Source organism: uncultured Pseudoteredinibacter sp. (assembly GCF_947500695.1).
In the GTDB taxonomy this organism is placed as follows: Bacteria; Pseudomonadota; Gammaproteobacteria; order Pseudomonadales; family Cellvibrionaceae; genus Pseudoteredinibacter.
The window spans coordinates 196,175-222,968 of the sequence record NZ_CANMSS010000005.1 but is presented as its reverse complement, the minus strand read 5'-3'; the positions used below and the strand labels follow the sequence as shown (position 1 = coordinate 222,968).

At 43.4% G+C, this 26,794-nt stretch carries 21 protein-coding genes and 2 tRNA genes; 11 read left to right on the top strand and 12 right to left on the bottom strand.

From position 1 onward, the window contains the following. Positions 1 to 60 precede the first annotated feature (60 nt). From Q1A08_RS11625 to Q1A08_RS11605, 5 genes are all read left to right on the top strand, one after another. Positions 61 to 2,181 (top strand): TonB-dependent siderophore receptor, encoded by a 2,121-nt coding sequence (locus Q1A08_RS11625; RefSeq protein WP_299773036.1) that lies wholly within the window; start codon positions 61 to 63, stop codon positions 2,179 to 2,181. 4 nt (positions 2,182 to 2,185) lie between these two features. Further along, the gene (locus tag Q1A08_RS11620; protein WP_299773034.1) at positions 2,186 to 2,929 is read left to right on the top strand and encodes an ABC transporter ATP-binding protein; all 744 of its coding nucleotides are present in this window, start codon (positions 2,186 to 2,188) and stop codon (positions 2,927 to 2,929) included. Positions 2,930 to 2,934: 5 nt separating this feature from the next. Further along, positions 2,935 to 4,371: a DUF3526 domain-containing protein gene (locus tag Q1A08_RS11615; protein WP_299773032.1), complete on the top strand. Its 1,437-nt coding sequence runs from the start codon at positions 2,935 to 2,937 to the stop codon at positions 4,369 to 4,371. Continuing rightward, a complete protein-coding gene (locus tag Q1A08_RS11610) occupies positions 4,368 to 5,624 on the top strand; it encodes a DUF3526 domain-containing protein (protein WP_299773030.1) in 1,257 nt (418 codons plus the stop codon). The genes Q1A08_RS11615 and Q1A08_RS11610 overlap by 4 nt, the downstream gene beginning before the upstream one ends. Before the next feature lie 192 nt (positions 5,625 to 5,816). Further along, positions 5,817 to 6,857: an energy transducer TonB gene (locus Q1A08_RS11605; RefSeq protein WP_299773028.1), complete on the top strand. Its 1,041-nt coding sequence runs from the start codon at positions 5,817 to 5,819 to the stop codon at positions 6,855 to 6,857. A gap of 457 nt (positions 6,858 to 7,314) precedes the next feature. Here the strand turns inward: Q1A08_RS11605 and Q1A08_RS11600 are convergent, their stop codons facing one another. Both Q1A08_RS11600 and Q1A08_RS11595 read right to left on the bottom strand, forming a co-directional pair. Continuing rightward, positions 7,315 to 8,055 (bottom strand): HNH endonuclease, encoded by a 741-nt coding sequence (locus tag Q1A08_RS11600; protein ID WP_299773026.1) that lies wholly within the window; start codon positions 8,053 to 8,055, stop codon positions 7,315 to 7,317. Between the two features lie 268 nt (positions 8,056 to 8,323). Further along, positions 8,324 to 8,400: transfer RNA gene (locus Q1A08_RS11595), tRNA-Ala, on the bottom strand. A 352-nt stretch (positions 8,401 to 8,752) separates the two neighbouring features. On the opposite strand from Q1A08_RS11595, the gene dcm reads away from it, so the two are divergent. Together dcm and Q1A08_RS11585 are read left to right on the top strand one after the other, a co-directional pair. Then, positions 8,753 to 10,009, top strand: a complete 1,257-nt coding sequence (dcm, locus tag Q1A08_RS11590) for a DNA (cytosine-5-)-methyltransferase (protein WP_299773024.1) — start codon at positions 8,753 to 8,755, stop codon at positions 10,007 to 10,009. A gap of 118 nt (positions 10,010 to 10,127) precedes the next feature. Further along, positions 10,128 to 11,333 (top strand): type II restriction endonuclease, encoded by a 1,206-nt coding sequence (locus Q1A08_RS11585; RefSeq protein ID WP_299773023.1) that lies wholly within the window; start codon positions 10,128 to 10,130, stop codon positions 11,331 to 11,333. Here Q1A08_RS11585 and Q1A08_RS11580 read toward each other — a convergent pair. The 4 genes from Q1A08_RS11580 to Q1A08_RS11565 form a co-directional block, all read right to left on the bottom strand. Continuing rightward, complete coding sequence (locus tag Q1A08_RS11580; protein WP_299773021.1) at positions 11,316 to 12,506, bottom strand: hypothetical protein; 1,191 nt, start codon at positions 12,504 to 12,506, stop codon at positions 11,316 to 11,318. The genes Q1A08_RS11585 and Q1A08_RS11580 overlap by 18 nt on opposite strands. A gap of 68 nt (positions 12,507 to 12,574) precedes the next feature. Then, positions 12,575 to 13,294, bottom strand: coding sequence for a hypothetical protein (locus tag Q1A08_RS11575; protein ID WP_299773019.1), 720 nt, complete (start codon positions 13,292 to 13,294; stop codon positions 12,575 to 12,577). A gap of 1 nt (position 13,295) precedes the next feature. Further along, positions 13,296 to 13,820 carry a hypothetical protein gene (locus Q1A08_RS11570; protein WP_299773017.1) on the bottom strand — a complete coding sequence of 175 codons (525 nt, stop codon included), beginning with the start codon at positions 13,818 to 13,820 and terminating at the stop codon, positions 13,296 to 13,298. Further along, positions 13,810 to 14,646 (bottom strand): ParA family protein, encoded by an 837-nt coding sequence (locus tag Q1A08_RS11565; protein WP_299773015.1) that lies wholly within the window; start codon positions 14,644 to 14,646, stop codon positions 13,810 to 13,812. The genes Q1A08_RS11570 and Q1A08_RS11565 overlap by 11 nt, the downstream gene beginning before the upstream one ends. Before the next feature lie 1,203 nt (positions 14,647 to 15,849). Between Q1A08_RS11565 and Q1A08_RS11560 the strand changes: the two genes are divergently transcribed. From Q1A08_RS11560 to Q1A08_RS11550, 3 genes are all read left to right on the top strand, one after another. Then, entirely contained in the window at positions 15,850 to 18,498 is a 2,649-nt protein-coding gene (locus tag Q1A08_RS11560; RefSeq protein ID WP_299773013.1) for a DEAD/DEAH box helicase family protein, read from the top strand. Positions 18,499 to 19,018: 520 nt separating this feature from the next. Continuing rightward, the gene (locus Q1A08_RS11555; RefSeq protein ID WP_299773011.1) at positions 19,019 to 19,675 is read left to right on the top strand and encodes a hypothetical protein; all 657 of its coding nucleotides are present in this window, start codon (positions 19,019 to 19,021) and stop codon (positions 19,673 to 19,675) included. 99 nt (positions 19,676 to 19,774) lie between these two features. Then, positions 19,775 to 20,275: a hypothetical protein gene (locus tag Q1A08_RS11550; protein WP_299773009.1), complete on the top strand. Its 501-nt coding sequence runs from the start codon at positions 19,775 to 19,777 to the stop codon at positions 20,273 to 20,275. Positions 20,276 to 20,325: 50 nt separating this feature from the next. Here the strand turns inward: Q1A08_RS11550 and Q1A08_RS11545 are convergent, their stop codons facing one another. Then, the gene (locus Q1A08_RS11545) at positions 20,326 to 20,634 is read right to left on the bottom strand and encodes a hypothetical protein (RefSeq protein WP_299773007.1); all 309 of its coding nucleotides are present in this window, start codon (positions 20,632 to 20,634) and stop codon (positions 20,326 to 20,328) included. Between the two features lie 12 nt (positions 20,635 to 20,646). Beyond that, the gene (locus Q1A08_RS11540) at positions 20,647 to 20,982 is read right to left on the bottom strand and encodes a hypothetical protein (protein WP_299773005.1); all 336 of its coding nucleotides are present in this window, start codon (positions 20,980 to 20,982) and stop codon (positions 20,647 to 20,649) included. 96 nt (positions 20,983 to 21,078) lie between these two features. Here Q1A08_RS11540 and Q1A08_RS11535 point away from each other — a divergent pair, with 96 nt between their 5' ends. Further along, positions 21,079 to 21,402 carry a helix-turn-helix transcriptional regulator gene (locus tag Q1A08_RS11535; RefSeq protein ID WP_299773003.1) on the top strand — a complete coding sequence of 108 codons (324 nt, stop codon included), beginning with the start codon at positions 21,079 to 21,081 and terminating at the stop codon, positions 21,400 to 21,402. A 172-nt stretch (positions 21,403 to 21,574) separates the two neighbouring features. Here Q1A08_RS11535 and Q1A08_RS11530 read toward each other — a convergent pair whose 3' ends face one another. The 4 genes from Q1A08_RS11530 to Q1A08_RS11515 form a co-directional block, all read right to left on the bottom strand. Continuing rightward, positions 21,575 to 21,748 (bottom strand): hypothetical protein, encoded by a 174-nt coding sequence (locus tag Q1A08_RS11530; RefSeq protein WP_299773001.1) that lies wholly within the window; start codon positions 21,746 to 21,748, stop codon positions 21,575 to 21,577. 728 nt (positions 21,749 to 22,476) lie between these two features. Further along, the gene (locus Q1A08_RS11525) at positions 22,477 to 23,745 is read right to left on the bottom strand and encodes a site-specific integrase (protein ID WP_299772999.1); all 1,269 of its coding nucleotides are present in this window, start codon (positions 23,743 to 23,745) and stop codon (positions 22,477 to 22,479) included. A 237-nt stretch (positions 23,746 to 23,982) separates the two neighbouring features. Further along, a tRNA-Ala gene (locus Q1A08_RS11520) sits at positions 23,983 to 24,058 on the bottom strand. A 268-nt stretch (positions 24,059 to 24,326) separates the two neighbouring features. Further along, a complete protein-coding gene (locus Q1A08_RS11515; protein ID WP_299772997.1) occupies positions 24,327 to 26,717 on the bottom strand; it encodes a LysM peptidoglycan-binding domain-containing protein in 2,391 nt (796 codons plus the stop codon). Between the last annotated feature and the right edge of the window lie 77 nt (positions 26,718 to 26,794).

Here is a 26,794-nt window from a genome sequence, read left to right as displayed (position 1 = left end):
TCACCTCTATATTGGTAATGCTTAGCATCGCCAATTGATATATTTATTTAGGAGTAAAACGTGAACACCCCTTCAATGCAGAAAACCCTGTTGTATGTCGCTATCCTTTCAAGCAGTGCATTCGTTTCCCAGCAAAGCACAGCGCAAATCAACACAGTGCAGAATGAAGAAGCCACAACACAGAGCATTGAAAATATCGTCGTTATCGGCACACAAAGAGCCTATCGTGGTGAATTCACAGCGCTAGAAACCCCGCAAGCCGAACTAACCATTGATGCCCAGGTGCTAAGAGATGCCGGTGCGCTTGATCTCAACCAAGCTTTGGATCTTTCCAGCTCCGTTGCTCGCCAGAATAACTTCGGCGGCCTATGGAACAGTTTTGCTGTGCGTGGTTTTGTGGGTGATGAGAACCTGCCAAGCAATTATTTGGTGAATGGTTTCAATGCGGGACGAGGCTTTGGTGGCGCTCGTGATTTATCAGGCATTGAATCTGTCGAGGTACTGAAAGGCCCCCGCGCAGCACTGTTTGGTCGTGGCGAACCTGGCGGAACAGTCAACCTAGTCACCAAGCGCCCTACTTTTGAAAAACAAGGCGAGATAAGAGTTTCAGCCGGTAGCTACAATAGCTATCGCAGCGATATCGATTGGACCTCACCACTTTCGGAAGATCTTGCGGTACGCATTGTTGGCTTTTATGAAGATGCGGAAAGTTTTCGAGATACCATCGAGACCAAAAAGCAGGGCTTAAGCCCGTCGATCATTTATCGTTTCAATGATGCAAGCCAAGTTGTTTATGAGCTTGAATACAGTCACCAGGAGATACCCTTTGATCGCGGCGTTATCGCTATAGATGGCAAGCTTGGGCAGATTCCGGAAAGTCGCTTTCTTGGCGAACCCGGTGACGGGCCAATGGAAGCTGACGTGCTTGGCCATCAAATAGAGTTCCAACATGACTTTAACGATAATTGGAGCGCTTTAGTCGGTTTTAACTATCGCGATACTTCACTGGAAGGATTCGCCACCGAAAACGGCTTCGGGGCGCCCGATGAAAATGGCGATTTCGGTCGCTTCCGCCGCTATCGCGATTATGATGCAACATACCAAGTATTTCGCGCTGAAATCAGCGGCAGCCTACAAACTGGCGGGCTAGAACACCGTATTATCATGGGTGTTGATGCCGATGAATTTGAAAACGACCAGTTCTTCCTGCGTATTCGCAACCGCCAATCTGATCAATCCATCAATGTTTTTAACCCAGTCTATGGCGCCTATGAGCTGCCGCAGCCTCTGCCAAATACTGATCGCGTGGAAACCCAGGAATCTCTAGGTTTTTACATACAAGATCAGATCAGCTTAAGCGATAAACTGGATATTCGCTTAGGGGCACGCTTTGACGACTACGAGCAAACATTACACAATCGTCGATCGAACAGCCGCTCAAGCTACTCGGAAACTCAAGTGAGTCCGCAATTTGGCATTGTGTACAAAGCGACTGAAAACCTATCCCTTTATGCCGCTTATGGCGAGAACTTTCGCCCACTCTCAGGCGCTACAGACGACAATAATTTAGAGCCCAACCAATCAACATCCACTGAAGTAGGTGTAAACTTCACTATAAACAACGGCGCCCTTGAAGGTACTGTTGCGTTTTTTGATGTAGAACAATCTAACATTTCCACCGTAGATGCCGACTTCAATGCTACCGCTATCGGCAAAGCTGGCAGCCAAGGTGTAGAGTTCGATCTACACGGCTATATTAACGATAGTCTAAGCCTGTGGCTCTCTTACGCCTATGTAGATGCCGAAACAGAAAACGCCTTTAACGATCCAAACTTTGGTACCGAGGTGCCTGCAGGCGCTGATTTATTGAACATTCCCGAGCAACAACTAAGTCTACGCTTTGTTCAGAAAACCGAGTTGGCGGGCAAGCCATTGAGCCTAATCGGCGGCCTTCTGTATGTGGGTGAACGCAACGGATTCTTTAGCAAACAAGAATTTAAATTACCCAGTTATAGCACGGTACAAATCTCTGCCAACTATGAAGTTTCAGAGGCAATTGAGCTGCGCGCCGAAATTAATAATTTGTTTGACGAAGAGTATTACACCAACTCTTTTGCTGACGTTTGGGTTCAACCTGGCACACCTCGTAATGTACGTGTTGCCGCAGCATTCCGGTTTTAATCTTATGAAGTTAGAAGCCAACTCACTGTATATTGAACGCTCTGGTAAACAAGTATTGCAGGGCATAAGTTTTGCAGTCGATCAGGGGCAAGTATATGCCTTGCTAGGTGGTAATGGAGCGGGTAAGTCCACCACTCTACTTAGCTTTTTGGGCTTTCTTTTACCAGCAAACGGGCAAGCCCTGATTGACGGTAGCGAGGTCGGCGCCGATATCGGCGCCGCCCGTAAGAATATTGCGTACTTGCCAGAATCTGCATCACTGTATGAACATTTAAATGCCCATGAAAATATCGACTATTTTTTACAACTTGCCGGCAACACGGCCAGCCGAGAACACATTGATAGCGCGCTGGATCAAGTGGCATTAGCCCCAGAAGCCAGACCGAGAAAACTGAAAGATTACTCAAAAGGCATGCGCCAAAAAGTAGCAATCGCACTGGCGATATTGCGCGATACCGATATTTTGCTATTGGACGAGCCCACCTCGGGCCTCGATCCAAATGCGATTGACGAGTTTCACTATTTGGTTCGTCAGCTTGCTGACAAAGGTAAGACAATCCTAATGGTAACGCATGACGTATATGGCGCCTGCCAAGTGGCCGATAAGATTGGCTTGTTACACGGTGGCAGCCTAGTCGGCGAGTTTAGCGCTAACGATGGCGAAAGTATTGATACTGAAATCGTCCACAAGGCCTTCTCATCCAGCGCCACCTTAGCAGCTACTACATCTTCCTCTGTACCGGCGTAGAACCTATGAAACAAATATTACTCATTGCGGCCGGTGAGTGGCGGTATTGGCTTAGGTCAAGACTGGCTCTCGGCAGTGCCGTTATCTTTTTACTGCTGTTTACTGTGACCAGTGTACTCAGTAGCTTACACATTGAAGCCCAAAGCCACGCCCGAGGCGAGCATCAAACTGAGGCCGAAGACACCTTCTTAGCGCAACCTGACCGACATCCACATCGCATGGTGCACTATGGCCATTATCTGTTCCGTACTGCCGCCCCGCTCGCAAGTTTTGATCCGGGGCTAGATATGGTAACGGGCCAATCCATATTTCTTGAAGGGCACCGGCAGAACACGGTGATGTTTGCCGAATCGGCCGCCAGCGCTGATTTTGGTGGCCTCTCTTGGTTAAGCCCAGCCTTAGTTTATCAACTGTTTGCGCCCCTAATTATTATTTTGTTGGGTTATGGTTCTATTGCTCGTGAGCGCGAAGCTTCGGTACTTGCACCGCTAATGGCATTGGGAGTGAGTGGGCAGCAACTTGTTGCAGGTAAAGCACTAGCCCTACTCTCTTTTGTTTTGCTGCTGCTATGTCCGCTACTATTGAGCAGCTCGGTAGCGCTAAGCAAAGGTGAAAGCCTAAATGCTTTGCTGCTACTGACTGGATTCTATTTTATCTACCTAAGTTTATGGCTGGTTTTAACACTGCTTGCCTCTACCATTTTTATAAAACGTGCAAACGTATTACTAACACTTTTTGGGCTCTGGCTAGGTTTGAATTTAGTCTTGCCGTCACTGGCTGTTAACGCTATCAGCGGCACGGCGCCAACGGCTGGAAAGATAGAAAGCGATCTCACCATGCTGGCCGATTTACGCAAATTAGGCGACGGTCACAATGCCAATGATCCAGCCTTCACCAAGCTAAAAGCCGATTTGCTCGCAAAACATGGCGTAGAGAACGTAGCAGATCTACCGGTTAACTTTCGCGGCATAGTGGCCATGTATTCTGAGAAGAAACTAAGTCAAGTGCTGAATGAATATGCCAACAACCGCATGACCGCCGAGTTGCAGCAAGAACAAAACCTACAGCGCTATGGCTGGTTTAGCCCTGCCCTAGCCATCGCAGCGGCTTCAAGAGCCATCGCCGGTACTGATTTAAACCACTATCACCTGTTCCAAACACAAGCCGAAGAGGTGCGCTTTAATTTTGTGCAAGGTTTGAATCGTGCCCATGCCGAAGTGCTTTCATACCAAAATGATATTAATCGCAATGCCGATGCCGCGGCTTGGGCAAAGGCTAGGGTAGATGCCAGCAACTGGCAAGTATTGGAAGCCTATAAGTTTCAAACGGCAGCACTTTTAGAACGCTACAGCAACGCCTACCCAGCACTGCAAATGTTACTAATTTGGCTGATGCTTGTTACAGGCATTTTATTTTGGCGGGGCGGAAGTATAAAACCATGAGTATCGTCAACGCACTACAACGTGAAATTAAATTTATCAGTAAAGACCGTAGCATCTGGTTTTGGATGGCCATCGTAATTGGCCTATCAGCCTTATCGCTGGGCTTTGGTTTGGCTGAAGTCAATCATCAGCAGGCTACTATTGAAAAGCTGCTTATTGTTGATCAGGAAGATCGTAACGCACACCTTGAAAAACAAAAAAGCTGGGGCGGTGCAGCCTACTATAGCTTTCATTTAAGCTATGATGCCCCCTCGAATTTTGCCTATGCCGCGCTAGGTTTAAGGGATGTACAAGCTTGGAAGCATCGTATCAGAATGTTAGCCCTTGAGGGCCAAATCTATGAGCGAGATGTAGGCAACCCCAGTTTTGCACTCGTAGGTCGGTTCGATTTTGCTTTCCTTAGCGCTTTTATTATCCCGCTAATTTTAATCATACTGTTATACGATTTGAGAAGCAGCGAGCGAAGTGCAGGCCGCTATAACTTATTGGAAGCAACCGCAGCCCAAGCCAATAATTTGTGGCTATTGCGAGCAAGCTTACGTGGCGGGATGCTATATTTGTGTTTAGTTACGCCCCTAGTGTGTACGGCGATCATCGCGGGCACATCATTTGGCACACTTATATTCGCTTGCCTATTTCTGTTAGCTTACATTCTATTTTGGATGCTGCTCTGCCTTGTCGTTTCAGCCTGGCAAAAACCCGATGCCGTTCTGTTAACCGCCCTACTTAGCATTTGGATTAGCACCGCCGTTATCATACCGGCCGGTGCCCGCTTAGCCATCGATAAAGCAGTAGCGCTACCGGCAGGCTCAGATATCCTATTGCTACAACGTGAGGCCGTTAACGACGCCTGGGACCTGCCAAGGGAAACCACTATGCAAACCTTTTATGAAAAGTATCCAGAATGGGCTGAGTATCAAGCGGTAGAACAGCCCTTCGAGTGGCAGTGGTACTACGCCTTCCAACAAGTGGGCGATCAAAAGGCCGAAGCGCTTTCCAAAGCCTACCGAGACGGCCGCCTAAAACGCGATAAGCTCGCCAACTGGGCAGCACTACTGGCCCCACCGGCACTACTGGAAAGAGCATTGCAAAAACTGGCCAACACCGATATTAAAGCCAGCATTCGTTATGAAGATAGCGTACGGGATTATCACGCCGAACTAAGGGCTTTTTATTATCCAAAGTTCTTTGAGAATCAGACTTTTGATAAGGCTTTGTTGGAGGGGTTGCCTGAGTATAAGGCGGCTAAATGATAAAAATGCGGCTGACCAATGGAAGGTGAGCCGCTCTTTTTAGCTCTAGTGCAAATAAGCATAGCTAGATAACTGTTCACTTCGAATGACTTCACCTTAGGACCGTTAATTCTAAAATAGCTCGAAACCTCCTTACTTTCCTCCACTGCTCTATTTGTGATGTAATACAACTTAATCAACAAGGAGCGTTAGATGCGACACATAGTTCTTAGCAGCCTCACCCTTTCGACACTTTTTGCTTTATTCACACCTCTCCAAACGAGCGCCCAGGAAATCGCCTCTTACAGGCTTGATAAAGCCGAGATTATCGAGCAAGCCCAACCAAGGTACCCAAAGCTGGAGCTAGGCCGAGGCCTAGAGGGCTGGGTGGTTTATAGCGTGATTGTTGATGAAAAAGGTAACGTTATAGAACCGATTTTGATTGATTCATCTGGGCGCCGTAACTTCGAAAAAAATGGCAAGAGAGCCATTAAGAGGATGAAGTACAAACCAGCAATGCTGAACGGAGAACCTATTCAGAGCAGCGACAACAAAGTTAGGATTGAATTCAATATCCTTAGTAAAACCCTAAGAGCACACAAGGCTTTTATCGATCGCTATCGTGAAATACGCAGCGAAATCATGGAAGGCAAGTTAAACAATACCCTCCAATCTATAGAAAACTTACAGCCTCAAGCTAGAAACCGATATGAAATGGCATGGTTGGATCTATTAAAATCTAGCTACTACCAAAAAATGGACAATAAAATCGAATATCTTAAAGCGCTTAAACGAGCAGTCGGCTATGGCAATAGAAACCTGCCAGCAGATGTTTTCGCTGGGGGCCTAATCAGTTTATACAACGCACAAATCAGCAACAGTCTTATAGCTGATGCGATCGAGACTGCTGACCGGGCAAAGGAATTTTTGGAGGAAATGCCAAGGCTTTCCTCTATTCAAGATCATAGAGCCTCGCTTGAGGCCGCTCTCGCTTCACACCCGCTACTATCCACCAAAGGTCTTATCAAAGATGCTGAAACGCCATGGCGACACAAGCTATACCGTAAGACAATAGCTATTGAAGCAAATAGCGGCAAACTTAATAAAGTTGAATTTCGCTGTGCAAATAAGATTCGTAGCTTTGAGATCAAGCAGGAATACAGTAGCTATAAAATCCCATCTAGCTGGGAAGGCTGTACAGCCTTTGTTTACGGTGAGAATGGAAGTCATCTTACTTTCTTAGAGCAGTCCTAATTTAGGCAGAAATCAACACCTTGGTGCCATCGGCAATACCGGCACTGGTGGCCGTTTTCAAAAGGGTACGTCGATTGTTGTTTTTTTTATGGATTTCTCTATGCCGTTGATAGCTTGTATTTGGCAATCAAGCGGGCCTTTGTTGTTGAGTTCTGGCAGGCTTTGTAAGCGGGCGCGAAAAGAGCTGCCAGCTTTTAAGGTGTCTGGTTGATGGAAATGGAAGATATGGCGTGAACGGGGCTTGGAATCACGGTTATCACAGAAGCGGATTTCGATATTGGTGGTTTCGTATTGGAACGACCTTTACTGACGGTGACTTCTCTTACTGCTACGCCTAGGGCTGCGTGTAGGTTGATGCGTTTGAGATCTTGTACCTACCAACCGGCTGCCTCAAGTTTGGCATCGATTCCTAAGCGGGTTTGAGCTCCGCCTTTACCGGTAAGCGGCGGCGTCATCATTATCCCCTAAAACACTGTTCACGATGATACGCCATGAAATACTGATTACAGTCATTCAGCTTAATACTCATGTCCGAGTGAACACCTAACACTTGTGTATTTTCTAATTGCCTAGAAAGACGAATTCTACCCGACTCCTCAAAAGTGATGTAACCAAGGTCAAAGACTTTATCGAGGTTGGGTAGAAGTAGGACCCCATTGTATCGGTTCAGCCGCTCCTCATTATTGGACTCTCTCCAAGGCTTAATATGCGAGGCAAGCAAAAAACGAACATCACGATAGCCTGTAACGGCACACCCCCGCCATTGATCTATCAACTGACTACGAAATTTACCCTGTCCGACACGAGTATTTACCAAGGTCGCCTTGTCTGTATTCGAGATTCCGTCACTACTTAAGATTTCTTCAATATCTTCTTGAACGGACTGATTGGTCTGGCTATCGAGATATTCAGCGTATTGACGAAGAGCTGCACTGTACATCCCATTCCCTTTGGTGTTCTTTTCTAAGAAAACAGGAAGCTGCTGAATAGGTTCGATAAGAGCATAAAACTGGGCGGGCTCTCTTATCTCACTTAAACTTTCTTTAATAATGTTGCCGTCTAATGCCCAATTACTGATCGAGCTTTGTATGGCTCCCGAATAATTCTTTGCGGTTTTTTCAGATTTACCGATGCTTACCAGCCATTGATGAAAACTTAATGTCTTAGAACTACCCTGCAAAACAACACCACCATCCATATGTACACTAGTGGCTTACCGTAAGCCTATATTTGCAAATTTGAAGCTAACACTGGCTATCAACTAAAAAGCTCTTTTATTTACTGAAGTCAGTAAATGCAATCCCTATGTGTAATACCCATTGCTCACTCAACAATAAACTATAATGCCAATTTGTAACTAAATCACTATTTTTACCGAGGCTGCCGTAAAACGGCTTTAACAACCGCTGCTAATTTTTAGGCACAAAAAAACCCCCGCAAGCTTTCACTTGCGGGGGTTTCAGATTTGGTGGGCCTAGCGGGATCGAACCGCTGACCTCAACACTGCCAGTGTTGCGCTCTCCCAGCTGAGCTATCGCAACCCCCTCGGGGTTTGCGGGCACTTACCAAATTGACACTAAAGCCATCGTGAATAGGTTAATATTGAATAAAGTGTAACATACCTGTGAACCCACATCTCACTGACTTGAAAGAACTTATTTGCACTTTCTCTTGACCAATGTCTTGCCACTTTACAGAAACTCGTCTCTCGCTAGAGTGACATTACAGAAGCTCAATTCGTAGGAATCAACCTTTCTCCTACTCGAACCCAAACACATCTTTGTTGTTAGCTTAGCAATAACTGTATATATAGACAGTTGTTATTGACTTACATCGCCACTCAAGTATCATCGCTGGGAATAAATACGGAAAAAACTTCTAATCGAGCGCCCAGTATGAATAACGTACAAAAATTAGAAAAGTTATATAATCTTGTCGGTGAAGACCAGCTATCAGAACTTCTCGATATAACAAACAAAACTCTTAAGAATTGGCTAAAAGAAGAAGTCATCCCCAAGGAAAGTACCGTATCCGCCAAATTTGATCAAATTTTAAACAGTATTGCCAACCCACCGAAATCAACCTCCTCAGAGTTTACCTTTATTGACTTATTTGCGGGCATTGGAGGTATTCGGCGGGGATTCGAGTCAATTGGCGGGCAGTGCATTTTTACTTCTGAATGGGATAAATATTCACAAAAAACATATCGAGCTAATTATCCTGACCACCACCCTGTAGTTGGTGATATTACAAAAGTAGATTCTGCACTAATACCTGATCACGATGTGTTACTTGCAGGGTTTCCCTGCCAGCCCTTTTCACTTGCGGGGGTATCTAAAAAAAACTCCCTTGGTCGCGCTCATGGGTTTGAGTGCAATACACAAGGAACTCTTTTCTTTGACGTGGAACGAATTATCGAAGCCAAACGTCCAAAAGCATTTTTACTTGAGAATGTAAAAAATCTTGCCAGTCATGATAAGGGAAAAACATTCAAAATAATAACACAGACACTTGAAAAAAAGCTTGGTTACAAAATATTCCACAAAGTTATTGATGCTAATGGCTTTGTACCTCAAAACCGACAGCGAATTTTTATCGTCGGCTTTCGTGATGACGTTCCTTTTACTTGGGATTCTTTCCTGCACCCCGGAAAGGGGGCTGTTACGATGAAGGATATTTTACACCCTGAAAATGGAAGAGAGGGCGAAGAACAACCTTACACTGAAGGAAGTAAGGCTTCAGTTAAAAAGGACTTTATTATTAGCACTAAGCTATGGACTTACTTAAAAAACTATAAGAAAAAACATGAAGAAAAAGGAAATGGGTTTGGTTTTGGTATGGTAACTGGTACTGATACATGTAGGACGCTATCAGCCCGTTATCACAAAGATGGTTCAGAAGTTCTCATTTCGAGAGGTAGGAATAAAAATCCCAGAAGGCTCACTCCACGCGAGTGCGCTCGATTAATGGGGTACCCAGATGCACTTAAGATACCAGTTTCTAACACTCAGGCGTACCGGCAATTTGGGAATTCAGTTGTAGTGCCTGTGATTGATGAAATAGCTCGAATAATGCGCCCCCACATAATAAAACTGGTTGAAGATGACCAAGGGAAAATCATCGAGCAGGAAGATCTATGGAAGATAGCCTAAGTAAATAGAATGCTCAACTAAGGTGTTATCTCAATGCAATAGCTTAGAGCTGATAGCTCTGATGGTCTAAAGTTGAAAAGTTGACACCGATACGTTTATTAAATGGATTGGTAAATACATGTCTGATTTCGGCAAATTAAACGACTACATTATCGGAGCTTCCGTTAAACGATTAAGTGCGGTTGAATGCAACACTAGCCGCTCTAATCAGCACGAGCTCAACGGCACCAAGAAAATGAAAAGTTACCTTGGTGAAAAATCTGAATATATTGCCAATTTTATTCGCCTCGATGATAATCAAGACAAGATTGAATCATTACCGGGAAAGGTTACTTGGTACGATGCGAGAGAGAACCATCCTACAAGATCTGAATACAGACTCTACTACCAAAGTAATCCGGCACTGGAATTAGCGTCAGCGGGCGATCCTTTAGCAGTAATACTAAGAAAAGACCTAACGATAATTTTTGTCTCGGCGCCCAAAGATTCCCAATCAGAGCTGGAGCTATTTGACCTGTTTGGCGAGCAAATATCGACAACGTTTAAAACTTTTGATTTCAGCGATAAACAAGAAGCGATAAGCGTCACAAAACGCTTTATTCTTGAAGAAATCGGAATTGAAGTTAAAGCAAACTTTGGCTCAAACTATCTGGACTTGATAACAGAAAGGTTCGGAGGGCTTGTATTCCCAAAAACAAAAATATTTTCAGCATTAGCACGTGAGATCGCAGGCAGCCTCACTGACTTTGACACAGTTGACAATGCCATTATTGGGTGGTGGGAGACTGAAGAGGCTATGTTTCGTCAACTTGAAGGAGAGATCATTGAGAGAAAACTAATGGAAGGTTTTAGCAATTCAGATGACTTTTTAGCCTTCTCCCAGACAATTCGACAACGTAGAAATTCAAGAGCAGGAAATGCACTTGAAAATCATTTGGCGCACCTATTTAGTGAAAAGGATATACACCACTCATGGGAACCAAAGACCGAAAACAACAAAAAACCAGATTTCCTTTTCCCTTCTATAGATAACTACCTTGATCCAAACTTCCCCGATGATAATTTAACAATGCTTGGGGTAAAAACAACATGCAAAGACCGTTGGCGCCAAGTTTTAACTGAGGCAGATAGAATAACTGAAAAGCACCTTTTCACTTTACAACCCAAGATATCTATCAACCAAACTTACGAAATGATGAGTGCTAAATTACAACTTGTAATCCCCAAATCGATTCATTCAACATACACCGAAGAGCAAAGACGTTGGATTTGGGATTTCGAGAAGTTTGTAGAGCACGTTTCCACTTTACAAACTGGTAGCTAGAGAGCTAAATACTGCGTGCATAGATGTACCATTCGATATTTGATTTAAATGAGATTCACTTATTGTTTCTTGAAAGCGCAGATAACTATCCCGCCCGCTATCAATTCCATCAGTAAAGGAAAAGCCCTTAAGATCCTTAGGTAAGACATACCCTCCCTTAATCAATTGTGGCGTTAGAAATATCCACTTGTCTAAATCCATCATACTGCTTGAGCGGCTCTTTCCACTAAAGTCCCCGAAATCAACTTCATGATCCCAGACTATGAAATAGTAAGGAATAGCATTACGAAAACACCACCTAACAAACAACGAGTGGGGGCGTATATCCAACCCATAAGACGGCATATTGCTTTGCCGGACAGCGCCATATTTTTCCATAATTTCGACGACTTCCTTAAACTCTGGTTTATCAAGAAGTTTCAAATCATTCGAAAACTGCCTTTCTATTTCAATAAGGGTCTCAGGGGTATTTTCTGGACCTATAAAGTTCCCCTTTGAAGGACGCTTCCTTTTATATTCAATGACGACTACTTTTCCACCAATTCTAACTATTGCATCTAAGTCTACAGGAAAACATCGAAACCACTTGTAAAACAGCTCATAAATAAATCTACGCCCCAACAAGAATTCCTGTTTTTCAAACGAATCCAATACACTATATAACAACTCAATGTACTTTTTCGGGCTTTTAGGATTTGTAGGCGGATAAGCCTCCCCTAATTCGCAGACTGGTTCATTTAGTAATGTCAATATTTGGGCAAAAAAGCTATCCGCTTCCTCTGGGTAATTATCATCAAAAACCACCTGACCATCAGAGTCCAAACCACATACTAGCTTTGCTTTCCAAGGTTTATTATGCTCACCCAAAATTAGTACAACACGATTTCGCTTATCTTCAAGCAAGGTTTCAATGAAAATCTTATCTGTTTCGTTAAAGGGAAAAGAAACTCCGCCTAACGCCACCTTAAAAAAAAGATAATTTTCCTTAATTTCTCTAGCTTTCGCCCTTTCTGATACAGCAAAGTTCGTGTAATACCAGTTAAAAGCACATCCAGCTTTAGAAAAAAATCGCTCAACTTCTTTATAAAAGTGATGCTCAGTAAAAAAGGCATCTATTCTCTTGTTCGCCTCGTACCGCTGAATAAACCGACAAAATTCTTCTTCACCAATCATACTACCTTGATCCTTAACTAGCTTTTCTCACTAAAACTGTAAAACCAATTTCATATAAATATCCCACGTTATGGGGGTGCTGTGACAATAGACTTGATTTCCGAACTCAAACTATTAAGAATATTCTCCCTATTTCGATGATGCATTTGATGGTAAAAAGAATTAAATCTAATACAAAATATTGCTGTAATATTCCTGCAAATCCTCACATATATCTCAGCAGAGCTACCAGACTTCTCTTTCTCATAAGCTGGCAAATCAGATAGAGAGGTAAGATGCTCCATATTATGTACCGAGGCTGTATGAGCATCCTCACAAAGGGTTTTGTAATCAGAATGTAGTGATTCATAACATTTTCTAATGTTACCCTCTTTTCTAAAAACCTCTTGTTTCGAGGCGCGCTCAAAGAGTTGATGAACATTCTTCTCCAATAGCTGGCTTTTATCCTCAAATGCACTTATAGCTCTGACAAAATTTTCGATTGAAACTCTAAGCATCACTCTTGAAGCCTTATAGTTTCCATTCATCCAGTTAAATAATGAAGTCCCGGAATCAGAAACAACTTCCGCCAACCTCAGAATAATATCTTCACTGCTAGATGGCTCTAAAGAGGCAAATCCCTCTTTCCTATGCAATAATTCAGCATTCCAAGTTATCAACGAAAAGTAGCACTTGTGCATTCTCTTTAGAGAAGCAATATAGTCACTATTATCTAAATTTTGCTCAATACTGTATTTTCCAACGTATCCCTGAATTCTTTCAAAGTCCTTTTTGCATTCTCTTGTCATATTACTGCGCCAGCTTCCTTATTGTTTCATTCCAAGAAAACCCCGTTGCTTTGCGCTCCGCAGCAAATCGACTAATTTTTTCTGAACTCCCAGTAGCAACAGATAATGCGCTAACCATATCTTCTAACTTAGAATCGTCTAGGTCGTTACACTCACAAACCACCATTCCTATCAGCTCGTATTTAGAGCGTTTTTCAACCCTTTTCATTTCCAAACCTAAAACATCTTTAGCAAATGAAGCTATATCTTCATTTTTTGGAAATAGTTCTTTGTCTTGAAATAGTCTCGGCAAAACACCAATCAAATAATGGATATTCGGATTAGGGGAAGCATATTTATTAGCAACATTTTCTGCTGAACTAGCGGGTGATAACTGCTGCCTTAGTATACTTGGTATGTCGCTTAGCTTTAAATTTCGCTTCGAGTCTAATAGCCATGAAAGCTCTTCAATAAAGTCAATTGCATGCTTAACTTTAGTTTCATCTGACAAGGATTTACTTTTCACTTTCTTTGACTCACTCATCATCTTCAACCCTATTTGTAAACTCTGTTGTAATCGCGGTAATAGCTCTTTTTGCGTCGTTATTATCGCTAGAAAGAATATGGGTTTGCTCCAACTGCCCCTGAGCAATGCCAGTGCGTTTAGGAAGCGAAACCTGATATAAGTATTTACACCAATACTTATCTCTTTCAAGATTCTCTTTCGCACGTCGAAATACTAACGTATTCGATTCTGTAACAGTTAAGATTAAACCGGCACAACATAGATTCAAGTCAAAGTTGTCCTTCTTTTCTTCAATGATACTCCTAAGCAAATCTATTCCTGTCAAAGATATAGGATCTGCCCTTACCGGAATTAGATAGAAATCCGAGGCAATCAAAGCACTTGTCATCCAAACCGAAGGAGTTGGCGGAGTATCGATCACTACATAGTCATAATCATCGCAAACTGTCTGCAAGTAATTCTTTAACCTGTTTTCCCTACCATCTCCGGGAGCCATCTCTAATCTATATAGTTCAAGGTTCCCCGGAAGAAGGTCAAAGTTGTTCTTTATGTTAACAACCTCAATGTCTTCTAGCTTTTTGGGTTTGGACTGAGATGAATCAGCAACAGTACTCGGAATTACTCTTTGAGATCGGTCGAATATCTTCAGAATAGTATCTCCATCGTCCTTTACATGCGATATGTACTGATCCGGTGGCATTAGGCATTGCGTGGCATTGAACTGCGGGTCAACATCTATCAGAAGTACACTTTTCCCATGTCGGGTCGCTAAACAGTCAGCGATATTAATCGCCATTGTCGTTTTCGCAACGCCGCCTTTCATATTTATTAAACTAACAACCTTCAAGTGATTATCTCCATATAGTCTCAGGAACGTATCAATAAGATAGTAATGTATTCTATCCTTAAAATTTTCTGAATCCAGTCGCCGTGGAGCAACTGAAGCCTTCTCGTTAAATAATTAGGAAACTAACCATTTAACGGATTCTTAAACACCACTCTACAAGGGTTCGAGGATCCGTATAGCCGGACGACGATAATAGAAAACAGCACACATAACCATTATTGTATATGCATCAGCCTAATTTAACCCTTATGATAAGTGTTATACTATGCCCTCAACCTTACTAACCCTCGCCCCTCTTCCAGTCAGACACGAGAAATAGGTTTCATCTCAGCCTTAAAAGCTAATTTTTATGTGCCCCTAACGATCACTGGTCACATTATCAGGCTTTCATAAAAGGTGCCATTAACTAAGCTCGCTATAGATTGTAGAGATCTAACTCGCGCTTTGAGCACGTTTAAACTCCTAATACCGGTGGGTATTAGCTCAAAAATAGAATCTAAGGCATCCCCGTAAAAAAGCAACCCATTAAAACAATGATAGGTATCAACTGAACTATGCTACATCCATCCGCCCGCACATCAGTAATACAGCCTTCAGATACTACCCAATACGCTCAATAGTCAGGCAAATCTTTGCCTATTTACCAACAACCTCTAATATAGTATATTGAAATATTGATTCGATTAAGTACCGTATTATTACTCAAAAATGATGAACATTGGATTATTTGAACATTGTTCAAATATATTTTTTATTCTTCATTGCGTAATCAGGGCTCCAGCCCGATACACTTAATCATCTCAATTCTTAATCAAACAATCAGCTAAGCTGGTTTAGAATTTCTCAGAATACGTTTGATTATGTGGGCTTATTCTCCCAATAAAAACAACTATAAAAATAGGATAATATGAATTTTTTCCCTAAGAGCAGTTTGCTCCATATCAATTATTCAAGCCGATTTGATTAACAGATCTAAGCTGAAAACCTACTGATCAGGCTTATCCCAACCTGTGTTTTTTTCAAAGAATGTTATCTCCGGATATGGAGTGGCTGACGGCTACCCCTTTCATTCATTTTGACCGTTTACAGCGAGTAATCGCCGCCCAACGAGAAAACCTGCATGGACCGCAGCCTTGATCTGACAGGAGGCACCCTGATTAAACAAATGCAAACCGCCAATAATAAATAAAAAAGGCTTAAACAATGGCTATTTCAATCCCCAAATTAGGGTCGCCCCCCTATCTTTACCGCAATTCAGATACTGGAACCGGTAAAACAACACAAGCATATATCGATATTAAAAATAACTTGATTCATATTAATCAAGTCATTGTTTGTACAAAAATCTCACTATTACAGCAATGGAAAGAAGGCTTGATCAAAGCTGGAGTCAATGAAGGAATGATCACATTAATTGCCGGTGACGGCAGTAATAAGCCTGTTGTATCCAGAATTGAAAAATGGTTTGAAACTAACGCTAAAAGCTATGAAGGTAGCTTTGGCAACGTGCTATTAGTGACATTCGCTGGCATTACAAGTTTACAAAACCTCGAACGAAACCAAAAATATTGCTGCGATATTCTTTTTGACGAAATTCCTGATGTCATTCGTAGCCATGCTGTAAAAATGAATCCTTACGGAAATCAAATAAAAGACATGTTTCAACTTGGTCCTAAAATTCAGGATGTCATTACGACGGAAACAGTGCGAGATGAAAGCCGAGAGCCAATTTTAGATGCAAGAGGAAGTCCCAAAAGAAGGGAAATTAAAGATTCTGTTCACATCTTAAAACTCAAGAATCCGTCTGAGTTCCGCAGAAATTTCAACAAGTTAAAACATAACTATGAAGATGGTATGAGGGATTTTCTACAGTCCTTTGCCAATCCTTTCTATGTTCACTTTATTAAGCGAAGCGTCTTCGAGCAATCCGGTGAAATGTACGAAAAGTTAGGCGATGACAGCCAAGGGAATACAGTGGTGTTGTCGGCACTTAAAAGAAAGCTATTTGTAGGTTGGCACAGTTGCGCCATCATGAGTGCGGATTGGAACTACTCGATCACAGGAGCTTGGCTAACTAGAGCACTGAAGTTACCGTTTCGTGAAGACAGGTCGGCGAGAAAGAAACTGGAAAATAGAGGGCGTCACAGCTCAGACCTAATAAACCGAATCAAATTTGTTTACGTTAGAGACCCTGAGAAACACCCGGGAGTTAATTCGAAGCGGTATCTGGGTGATTATGGTGAGCGAGTTGATAATGAGCTTATGAAGCTATTGGAGGAAGTGAATAGCCCTGAGTTTCTATTATGTACAAATAACAACCGGAAAAGTAACAGGCAGATAATCGATCTACCAAACTGCGTTCTCGTTAGCCCTCGGGATGAAGGTAGCAATGGCTATATGGGCATCAACACCTTTATTGCCGATGTCGCACTTAATCTACCCCCAGAAATTGCTGCCCTATACAACGCCTTAGGTATACCTGAGGAGCTTCAATATCAAGCAATAACCCTGAACACTCTGTACCAAATAGCAAGTAGAACTAGCTTGAGGGATCGCAGCAACAATGACGAAGTAACTATTGTTGTGATGGATCGGAAAGCTGCAATCTATTTAGCGCAGAGGTTTACTTCTGGGCGTGGAGGTGTAGCCCAAATAAGGCACATAAGTGAAATTTCTTTCAGTGAAATAGAAGTGCCTCCCATTGAATCTCCAGAATCACTTGCTTTGCAAGTGAGTGACGAGTTCCTCGCCACGCGCTCAAGTGGAAATTGCACCGATAAGCCCGCACTAAGTAGCTTATTAGTACAGGGAAATGGTGCAAATATGTATTTCCCCGCCACAGGCGAAGGGAAGGCGAAGCCTGACCTTAATGATATTGCCGCAACAAATTCAGCACTTTCAGGTATTACCCTACAGGCGTCAGTGAGCCAAAGATACCCAAGTTACGAACCTTGTGAGCTGAAGGAACTAGAGGGGTTTCTATCTAACTGTTCAGAAAGAGTTGTGGCAGATAGAGATGCCGAATTAGGAAAGATCTACCCATGCATCTTTGCTAAGTACGCCCCTGAAATAGGTAGAGGCGCTCGGAGTAAGTCCAATTTTATGTGTGCAAACTTGGTCATCTTGGATTTTGATGGGGGCAAGAGTAAAGGCGTTTTGACACCGGAGGCGGCGATTGAAATATTCAACCCTAGCCGACAGAATAAGAAGCGAGGCATAGCGAAACATTCTTTTATTATTCATTCTACATTCAATTGCAGCCATAGCTCCCCCAACCGCTTCCGCATGATATTCTTTCTTAGAAACCCTGCTCGCACGCCAGAGGATTATGAAGCTGTTGTGCGATATCTAACCGCTAAAATAAAAGGCGCTGGATATAGCCTAGGAGGTTGTGGGCTCGATAAGTCGAGCTACAACTGTGTGCAGGCTTATTGGCTTCCGTGCGTCAACAGCCTGTATCCAGATAGCGCTTTCTATAAGGCTGTCAACCTAGGAAAATCTCGCGATGTTTATGAACGTTACGGTATTGATGCGACAAAATGCTTAGATGACTTCCCTCCTGTAATTGAAAATAAGCCCGTACACATTAAAGCATCAACTGTAGCCGTTAGAGCTGATTTTGACTTGGATAATGAGATTGCCACCTATCGAGCCCTGACCGATGGCAGGCGTTTAGGCTTACTTCGCCTCGCTAAAAGCTGCGCATTTCAGGGAAGAATGAGTCCACCTGCTATCGAACATGTGCTCACTTCTGTTGTTGATATCAATTGCGCCGAAATGCAAAAACGCATTTCTGACACCATGCAGCAACTAGAAAATGATGTTGTTAGCTGGGGAAATGAAGCCGCCTAAAAATTGAAAAATACAGGCATTTCTAGTATTATTCAGGGCTGTCTCTTGGGCAGCCCCTGCTCATCGGTGCAGCGCAAATTAAAGAGATATTTAATCAATGCCAGATGACTTAATCAGTTCTTGCTCGCCAGACTCGCTAACTGCATTATTCCATGAAATATATGCATATTTTAATGAATGCATACCCACTGACTGCACCTTTGCAGTTGAAATTGATTACCAGCATTATACTCTGTCAATTAATATCATTAGACACAGTGGCGTCTCCAGAGCAAGGTTAATTCGCGCCTTTGTAAATTGCTGGTTAAACTACCTAGAGCCACCTTTAACATCTCAAAAATTCTTTGTTTTTCATCCCTATCAGGGTGAGAAATTAGTAGCCCTATTCTTTCGACTTTCAAACTGTAGTAATCGCTACACTTTAATCTTAAAAGTGTAGCTGCGTACTGGATGACCTAGAGCCTAAAAAGGTGATGGGATTAAGCTGATTTATAAAATCCACCAGCAAGAGGCGTGAAACATGTCAGATAACGATGGTTTTGAATATAGCTTGGTTGCTATAGATTCATATAACTGGTGCGATAGCGAACCTGAGCACCTTCCGGGGTATCACGACTCATATGAGAAAGCGGAAAAAGCTTCTGTAAACTATTCAGATCACTTTACGAGCATTAAAATTGTTAAGTCAGATAAAGTAAACCCTTCATTAGTACATGCAAAGGTTGAAGAGGTTTACGAACAACTACTATCTTCAAAGAATTCAATATTGATTATCGGGGGGTTCCATAAAGGGGAATCAAGATCTCAAAGCTATAATCGCTGCGAAATTGCACTGAACCATCTTTTCGCAAATTACAACTTTGAACTTCGTTATCTATCGGGAATCAAAACTAGTCACACATCAGGGTGCGACACTAGTCATGATCAATTCGCAGTATTGATTATCTACGGTGGAATCAATAGCAACCCACTTAACGAACTTCTGAGGTCGCCTAACGAAGACGGGATACATACCGAAGCTGACATATGCATCTGGGAGGGAGGAGTTTTTAATGTTCTTGGAACAGGAGGGAAGCCAACAGGATTGGTTTCTGAGGCGGTTCTGTCAGATAGCATTTTGACTTTAAATTTTGGAAAATTCAGCCTCACAATTGACACCGCTTACACCAATAATTAGCTACAAATGGCTCCCGGGGATTTGGAATAGGCATGCCAGCGCGTATTGATAGCGCACTTGATCACATGCACCCATTAATTCTAATGAGCAGGTAGCCGAGTGCGAGTATTCACATCCTTCCCTTTTGCTGATTACTTCAACACCGTCATTCCCAATCAAGAGTCAACTGATCACTCAGACAGAATCGACTCAGATACACCAAATCCGTATAAATTAAGTCACATTAGTATTTTAAATGGCGGATGTGATGAACTAACAGCTTGCCAGCATCTGTTTCAATCAATATATGGCTATCAATACCGAATAGATTCGCGCCATCTTATTTGTGATGACATGAGCTCTAGGCTTGCCTCAGGTGTCGCTGTGCTGTTTCTGAAAGGAGCTGACTCTATTGCAAGTGGGATACTTGAGGAGTTTACTGCGTACAACAGATATCCATATGTAATGATCGAACCGAGCATGCTTGATGTATTGCACTTTGCGGATTCTGTTACACTTGATTTCGGTCTTGAATCTACAGCGATCGCTGATGCAAAGGTGCTGTTCACCACAAATGGCAGTACTTATGTTGGTTTAGAGTTCGGAAATATTGGGGACTGAAGGCACAGATATAGGGCGCTTAGAACAATGCGCCCAACCGCTTAAGTTGATTAAAATTGCTGTAAGTATTGCTGGTAAGCACTGAGTACAAACCAAGAGATACCCAGAATACCGATTAGAGTGGCTTTCAACCCCCTCTTGGAAACCGCAACAGGGTGGTCTTTAGCATTTTTAATAAGCTTGCTACGGAAAATCAGGTAAAGCGGGAAGGCGACTACCCAAAGCCCAAGGGAACACACCCCCCATGCGCCAGCAGATATATTTAAGAACCCACCTTCAGGGGTTTTGCCGATCTTATTTTTGGTCGCGTCTAGGTAAACCCAAACTGCGCACATAGTAGTTACTAATACCAAAAGCATTCCCCACCTCCTCTATTGACAAGCTTCAAAGGCTGAAAGTAGAGGAGCAAGTATTTTCATAGTTTGCTCTTCACTCAACTCAGGGTTTGGCTCGGTAAGGTTGCCTGTTCCATTGGTCAACGTTAGAAAATCAGCATGGTGCTGTTCAGACCAGTTTTGAATGTAAAGGTAAGAGGCTATACATGCTTGCCTAGCTTGTGTTTCTGGTTGTTGAATCATCAGTTCAGCTAAATCTTCTCCACCTTCGCTAAGCGCCAAGGCTTCAATCAGCAGCTTAGCGGTTTTGCCACTAGCTTCAGCTCCACGGTCAGCTGCACACCCCGTTGCAGAAATTGCAGTAATTAGCATGCAAACTTTTGTACATTGTTTAAGCAATCGCACAGAAAAACTCCCTATCTCAATAAAGTAACGAATAGTATTCGAAAATAGCAGACTATTAATTACATGTACAGAGTAGTCTGTGGATATAGTAGTCTACATTTGGGGAAATGGTCGGATTCTCATGTTAAGAGGTATTTCGACTTGCCAGATCAAGATTCTCAAGCCAAATACAAGCCTTGCAGCCCTGAACTTCTGGCTATCCTCGGCGATAATGTAAAGCGAATCCGAAAGGAAAGAGGGATGTCACAAGAAGCGCTGGCAGATGCAGCGGGGATGCATAGAACTTTTATTAGCTTGATCGAGCGACGCGGGCGGAATGTTACTTTAGGTGTTGTGGAGGCTTTGGCGAATGCACTAAAAGTTGAAGTGCCTGATTTGCTGTCATAGCTGCATTTCAACAAGCGTACTTTCAATTAAACGAGTAATATTGAAAGTATTAGAATTGAGTTATCATAGAGTCTCCCCATGCAATGCATAGGGAGCTCCATTCATTTAAATCAAGCTACTTCTTTTTGCAGACTTAGTTGCGAAAAGTATCTGTTCTCACAATAGAAGTCCGTCATGCTGGTTCTTGATAGACGGGTGTTTCTTCCAAATAACCTAAATCAAAGTAGCTTTCGGCTTCTTCCAAGGTAACGTCTGGTACGATCTCTTCTTGGAGTAACATGTCATCGTCTATGCACGACCACATAGCTTCTATTTCTTCGTCATTGTAGTTTTGTTCAATATTCATAATAGGGATTTTCTTGATTGTGTTTTAAAATTCTGCAATCTGCAGCAGTCCTAAAATTTAGTGCTTAAGGACAATGGTTTATCAAAAAATCCCTAGTTCTTTCCTTCCAGTACATGTAGTGCGGATGCCCCATTTGATTTTGCATATAAAGATTCCCTGCAAAAAAATCAATCATCAAACAAGAAAAACCTGCACTTCGATCAACGTGGGAGTATTCACAAAGACTATCAAATACATCTAAGGTCTTTGCCGACGTTTCTAGCATAAACCTCTTAGGCTTAATTATTTCCATGATTACTCTCCCCCCGCGGATACTTGCCTTTTGAAAGAAGGCAAAGCAAAAAACGGAAATGGTAAAAATTCCATTATCCTAATAGAGTTTAATAGCTTGTGATTTGACCCTACGGTCAGAACAGGTCCGCGCTCCGTTTCCACACAGTGAGTGCAAGAAGTTAGGAACTGAATCTGAAAAAGAATTGCATCTAGCGCGAGCGCTTTTGAACTTTCAATATTCGCCATTGGAAATACTCCTTTTTATAATTTTTATATGGCTTATGGTATTTAAATGCCTCTATATGACATCTAAGTTTCGAATAATACACATAGCGACATTCAAGTCAACAAAGTTCTCTTTTTAAATCAAAAACTTAGTAGTTGAGTTATGTTCAACTACTATTTTCGTTCAAAATATATACTGACAGTACTGAACTCTACCTGCATCTTAGTATCTACAAAAACCTCCGTATAGCATCAAAATCTACTGAGCTGTATTCAATCAACTCGATAATTTTATATCGTGCTTTGATCTCTGTTAACTTCGTATATCGCTGTGTTGTTTCACTCCCGTCATTTGGGCGATGCCCAACAATATGAGCAATTTTGTGCTGAGGAATGTCGTATTCATTCATCATTTTGGTAATAAACGTATGTCGAAAAGAGTGAAAGTTTTTGCTCTCTCCTATCCCCTGCCCTACATTACAGTTATTTGAGTTACGGTAAGTTTCATTGAACCACCTTGAAAAACTCTGACCATATCCATCCCTCTTAAACTTCAGATCCGTAAATAGTCGCTCAGTAGTTGTGCTTTCCACAAAATTAATAAAACCTAGCTCAATTAATTGTGGATGGATTGGCACCATCCGGGCATGTGAAGGCTTCTTGAGGTGCTTCTCGTCACCATTTTCATTAATATCCAATACCCAAATACCGGTTTCCTGTTCCCGATAAACATCAGTCTTGTATAGCTGGCACAGTTCGTTTTGCCTCGCCCCTGTAAATAAAGCAAGCAGAGGAACAAAAAAGTGGCTTGGCTGTTTATGGTTGCCATTCAAATATTGGTCAGAGTTGAATAACTTCTTTAGATCGTCAGGGCTAAATGCGTCCCGCTGACTGATTGCGCGCTTCGGCTTTTTGATAACTCGCTGAAGGGGAAGCTTAAGATCAGCCTTCATCAATCCATTACGATAGCCCCAATCCAAAAAGGCAGACACCTTGTTTAAGTGCCCTGATAGAGTCTCAGCACTCAGCAGATGACTTTCAGGGATTTCCATGTCGAGCACTTCAGCCAAAGACAAAGAGCGGTATTCCTTTCGCTTTGTTCGATTGGCAGGCAGTTGGAGCAACTTGCCTTTGTAATCCAGCACATGCGAAGTATTCAAAGTGGCACAATCCCTATCACCCACTATTTGAATAAAGGTCTCTATCTTCAAGCCTAAGTTCCGCTCATTTGCATCAATGGCTTTGGGGTTCCAAGTTTTGCGTTTTTCTGCCAGATACTTCTTCAGGGCACTCGATAGGCAAAAGGAAGATTTTGTATTTAGTTGGATAGGCGTTTGGGCTACTGGCTTGCCCACCACAATCTCTTTGATTTGTGCCAACCCAATAGGAACTTGCTTTGAATGCTGTACCAGCGCCCGCACAGCATTTGAATAGTCTTCTGGCTGATTGCCATAGGCTTGGGAAATATCCTCCAACACTACAGCCCATCGTCGAGCCAATATCAACGCAGTGTTCCTATCCCTTGTAGCCAAGGATTTACGAACCAACGATGGGACTGTCGAGCAGACCTTGAATTGGCGAGGAACCCGGTATTGGAACTGGAAGATACCCAGTCTATTGTTCGTGAGGTAAGAAGGATTTCGAACTTTTGAATTTGCCATGTGTAACACACTTTGTATCACACTCTGGTCTTTAGAAACGAAAAAGCCCGCATATAGCGGGCTTTTTCGTTAATTTGGTGGAGCCTAGCGGGATCGAACCGCTGACCTCAACACTGCCAGTGTTGCGCTCTCCCAGCTGAGCTAAGGCCCCATACAGGTTTCTCATCTAGGCTAATCACGCCAATTAGAGAGGGATGGCTTTCGTTGAAAGCGGGGCGCATTCTATCACTGTGGCCGGTGCTGTCAACAACAATTGGTAAGTTTTTCAAGGATTTACTTGGGCTTGGCTTGGGCCTGTTAATGGTCAATATTGCGTGCGCCAGAAACTAAAAGACCCAACGGCTATCGGCTCGCTGGGTCTGTATTTGGCGCTTATCTATGCCTTTAAGGCTGGGGCTCAGCTTTTGGCATACGAGCTACTAGGCCTTGCTCTGCTTTTCGTCTTCTTCGTCGTCTAGATCTAGCTTAAAGCCTTGATCTAGGCCTTCATCGAGATCGATATCCAGATCATCGATGGAGATGGTGTTCATTAGGCCGAAGTCGTCGAAGTGTAGGCTATCGTCTGTGTTGCTATTGTCTTCATTAGGCAGCTCGCCCAACTCGGATTCTTCTACTTGCAACATTGGGATATCTTTGCGATTCCAGCGTGCAACACCGGATATTAATGGCTCGATATCACTATCCGCATCGGCTACTGGCTCTTCTTCTACCGGCGCTAGTGGCACTTGAACAATCGGCTCTTCTGGCTCTTCAGCTTCTAGCTCTTCGCGCTTACGCACTCTCACCACAGGCTCTGCTGGAGCCGCTGGCTTATTGCTATCTATAGATGGCTCTTGCTTGTCTTCAGCAGTCTTATTGAAGCGATTTAAGAAACCACCAGGGCGACGGAAATCTAACCAAGCCAGGCCTGCCAAAACAGCCGCCAGAATTAAGCCCAACCACAAGAAGCGTGAATCGCTATCGCCTTTTGCACTGCTATCGTTAGCTGCTGGCTGCGCTGCAGCCGTTGCTTCGTTTTCGCTGGCTCTATCAGCTAATTGCGCACCAACACCTTGGCCTTCGTATATATCTTTGGCTTGGTCGTTGTTTGTATTGGCGGGAGCTTCAGCTACTTCCTTGTTGTTATCGCTGGCAGCACTTGGTTCTACTGGGGCAGTTTCACCCGCTAGTGATTCGGTGTTTTGTACCTCAGCTTCGTTAACGTTTTCTGCTGTTAGCAATTCATTGCTTGCGCTCTCATCGCTTACACTGTCATTGGATGCAGAGCTTTCAGTGTTGTCGTTTTGGCCAGCCTGCTCACTGGCGGCACCATTTAAGCCGGCTAGGCTAGCATCCAAGCTACCATTGCCCTTTTGCTTTTCCAGCATGCTTAGGGTTTGTTGCAGCTGCTGCTGAAAATGTTCAATCTGTTTTGATTGCAGCAGCACCAGCTCTTGCAATAAGGCAACACTGTCATCACCTTCTACTGCATCGATGCGCTGGCGTAAGTCACGGTTCTCAAGGTTTAGCTTATCAGTAAGCTCCGAGACCATTTGAATCTGTTGGTTGACCGGCAGCTTATCGCCAGTGGGTAAATCACCATTTAGGATTTGTTCTTCGCTCAGCGGTGCATCGCTTAAACGTAGACGTCCACTAACTTCGCTGTCACTAGCTTGCTGTGCGGCGTTGTTAAAATCTTCGGCGCTCGGCAATTCTGGGCTTACATCGGATACATCTACCGAGTTCATGCTTAATGCGCGGCTAGGTACGGCAGCCTCGCCACGTAACTCTAGTTTGGCACCCACTCGTAATTGGTTCATACCACCTGCAAAGGCATCGGGGTTTTGCTGGTAGATATCGTCAATCACCTTCTGCAAAGAGATATTAGGATCTTGGCGCATCTTTTGAGCTACCTGAGATAAGGTGTCTCCAGGTTGTACGGTGTAATCTACCTTAGCATTCGAGTTATCAACTCTTTGTGGCGCAGCTTGCCGTGGCGCTGGCTCTATACCTTGCAGAGCCGCAACTGGCTCATCTCTCCAGCGTGGCATTTGAGCGTATTCAATTTTACCCGGCAGACGTAGACGCGCGCCAACTTGTAGCTGGTCTATACCACCTTCGAAAGCTTGCGGGTTACTGCGGTATAAATGATTGGTTACCGCCTGCAATTGGATATTGCTATCGATACGCACTTTTTGCGCAATCTGGGAAAGTGTTTGGCCTGGGCGAACGCGCCAATATTCAGCATTCTCACCACTACTCACCGGCACTATAGGTGCGGCTTGTGCAATTACTCTGGATGAACTGGCGGCCGGTCGATTAGCCTGCCCTTCATTAATAAGGACTGGGCGAGCACCACCGCTATTTGTAGCGGCTTGCGCGGGCTGTTGCACAACGGGCGCAGCGATTATTTGCTGACCTTTTGGATCTAGCAGCAAACTGTATTCGCGGTAACTTTTACCTTTTGGCCACTCTAGGGCCAACATAAAGTTTAGGAAGGGCTCGCTAACCGGACGGTTGGTTGAAAGCTGAATAACTAGCTTATCGCCCACTCTTTCAATTTTGGTCCGCAGGGGCAAGCGGATAGCGACAACATCCACTCCCAGCTCAGCGGCTTCTTCTGGGTAGATTTGACGTAAACGAAGATCTTCAGGATTGTATTCGCGCTTGGGATCAAGCACTTCAATTTGGGCGCGCAGAGGGTCGCCGAGCCAACTATCGTGCTCGATATTTCCGAGACCCAAGGCTGCAACCAGCGTAGGGCTTAGCAATAAACAACTCGCTAAGCCGCTGCGGAGAAAATTGCTGGCTCGCTTCAACTTAACTTCCATGTTTTTGCTCAAGGAAAAACCGTAAGTTAGCAATTGTCTTTTTAATAGTGTTACCCCTTTCAACCATCCTAGTCGCC

What these genes read in the sequence shown, in the direction of transcription:
- Q1A08_RS11620 (WP_299773034.1), top strand. Translation starts at nt 2,186, where the DNA reads ATGAAGTTAGAAGCCAACTCACTGTATATTGAACGCTCTGGTAAACAA.
- Q1A08_RS11615 (WP_299773032.1), top strand. Translation starts at nt 2,935, where the DNA reads ATGAAACAAATATTACTCATTGCGGCCGGTGAGTGGCGGTATTGGCTT.
- Q1A08_RS11610 (WP_299773030.1), top strand. Translation starts at nt 4,368, where the DNA reads ATGAGTATCGTCAACGCACTACAACGTGAAATTAAATTTATCAGTAAA.
- Q1A08_RS11605 (WP_299773028.1), top strand. Translation starts at nt 5,817, where the DNA reads ATGCGACACATAGTTCTTAGCAGCCTCACCCTTTCGACACTTTTTGCT.
- Q1A08_RS11600 (WP_299773026.1), bottom strand. Translation starts at nt 8,055, where the DNA reads ATGGATGGTGGTGTTGTTTTGCAGGGTAGTTCTAAGACATTAAGTTTT.
- dcm (WP_299773024.1), top strand. Translation starts at nt 8,753, where the DNA reads ATGAATAACGTACAAAAATTAGAAAAGTTATATAATCTTGTCGGTGAA.
- Q1A08_RS11585 (WP_299773023.1), top strand. Translation starts at nt 10,128, where the DNA reads ATGTCTGATTTCGGCAAATTAAACGACTACATTATCGGAGCTTCCGTT.
- Q1A08_RS11580 (WP_299773021.1), bottom strand. Translation starts at nt 12,506, where the DNA reads ATGATTGGTGAAGAAGAATTTTGTCGGTTTATTCAGCGGTACGAGGCG.
- Q1A08_RS11575 (WP_299773019.1), bottom strand. Translation starts at nt 13,294, where the DNA reads ATGACAAGAGAATGCAAAAAGGACTTTGAAAGAATTCAGGGATACGTT.
- Q1A08_RS11570 (WP_299773017.1), bottom strand. Translation starts at nt 13,820, where the DNA reads ATGATGAGTGAGTCAAAGAAAGTGAAAAGTAAATCCTTGTCAGATGAA.
- Q1A08_RS11560 (WP_299773013.1), top strand. Translation starts at nt 15,850, where the DNA reads ATGGCTATTTCAATCCCCAAATTAGGGTCGCCCCCCTATCTTTACCGC.
- Q1A08_RS11555 (WP_299773011.1), top strand. Translation starts at nt 19,019, where the DNA reads ATGTCAGATAACGATGGTTTTGAATATAGCTTGGTTGCTATAGATTCA.
- Q1A08_RS11545 (WP_299773007.1), bottom strand. Translation starts at nt 20,634, where the DNA reads ATGCTTTTGGTATTAGTAACTACTATGTGCGCAGTTTGGGTTTACCTA.
- Q1A08_RS11540 (WP_299773005.1), bottom strand. Translation starts at nt 20,982, where the DNA reads ATGCTAATTACTGCAATTTCTGCAACGGGGTGTGCAGCTGACCGTGGA.
- Q1A08_RS11535 (WP_299773003.1), top strand. Translation starts at nt 21,079, where the DNA reads ATGTACAGAGTAGTCTGTGGATATAGTAGTCTACATTTGGGGAAATGG.
- Q1A08_RS11530 (WP_299773001.1), bottom strand. Translation starts at nt 21,748, where the DNA reads ATGAATATTGAACAAAACTACAATGACGAAGAAATAGAAGCTATGTGG.
- Q1A08_RS11515 (WP_299772997.1), bottom strand. Translation starts at nt 26,717, where the DNA reads ATGGAAGTTAAGTTGAAGCGAGCCAGCAATTTTCTCCGCAGCGGCTTA.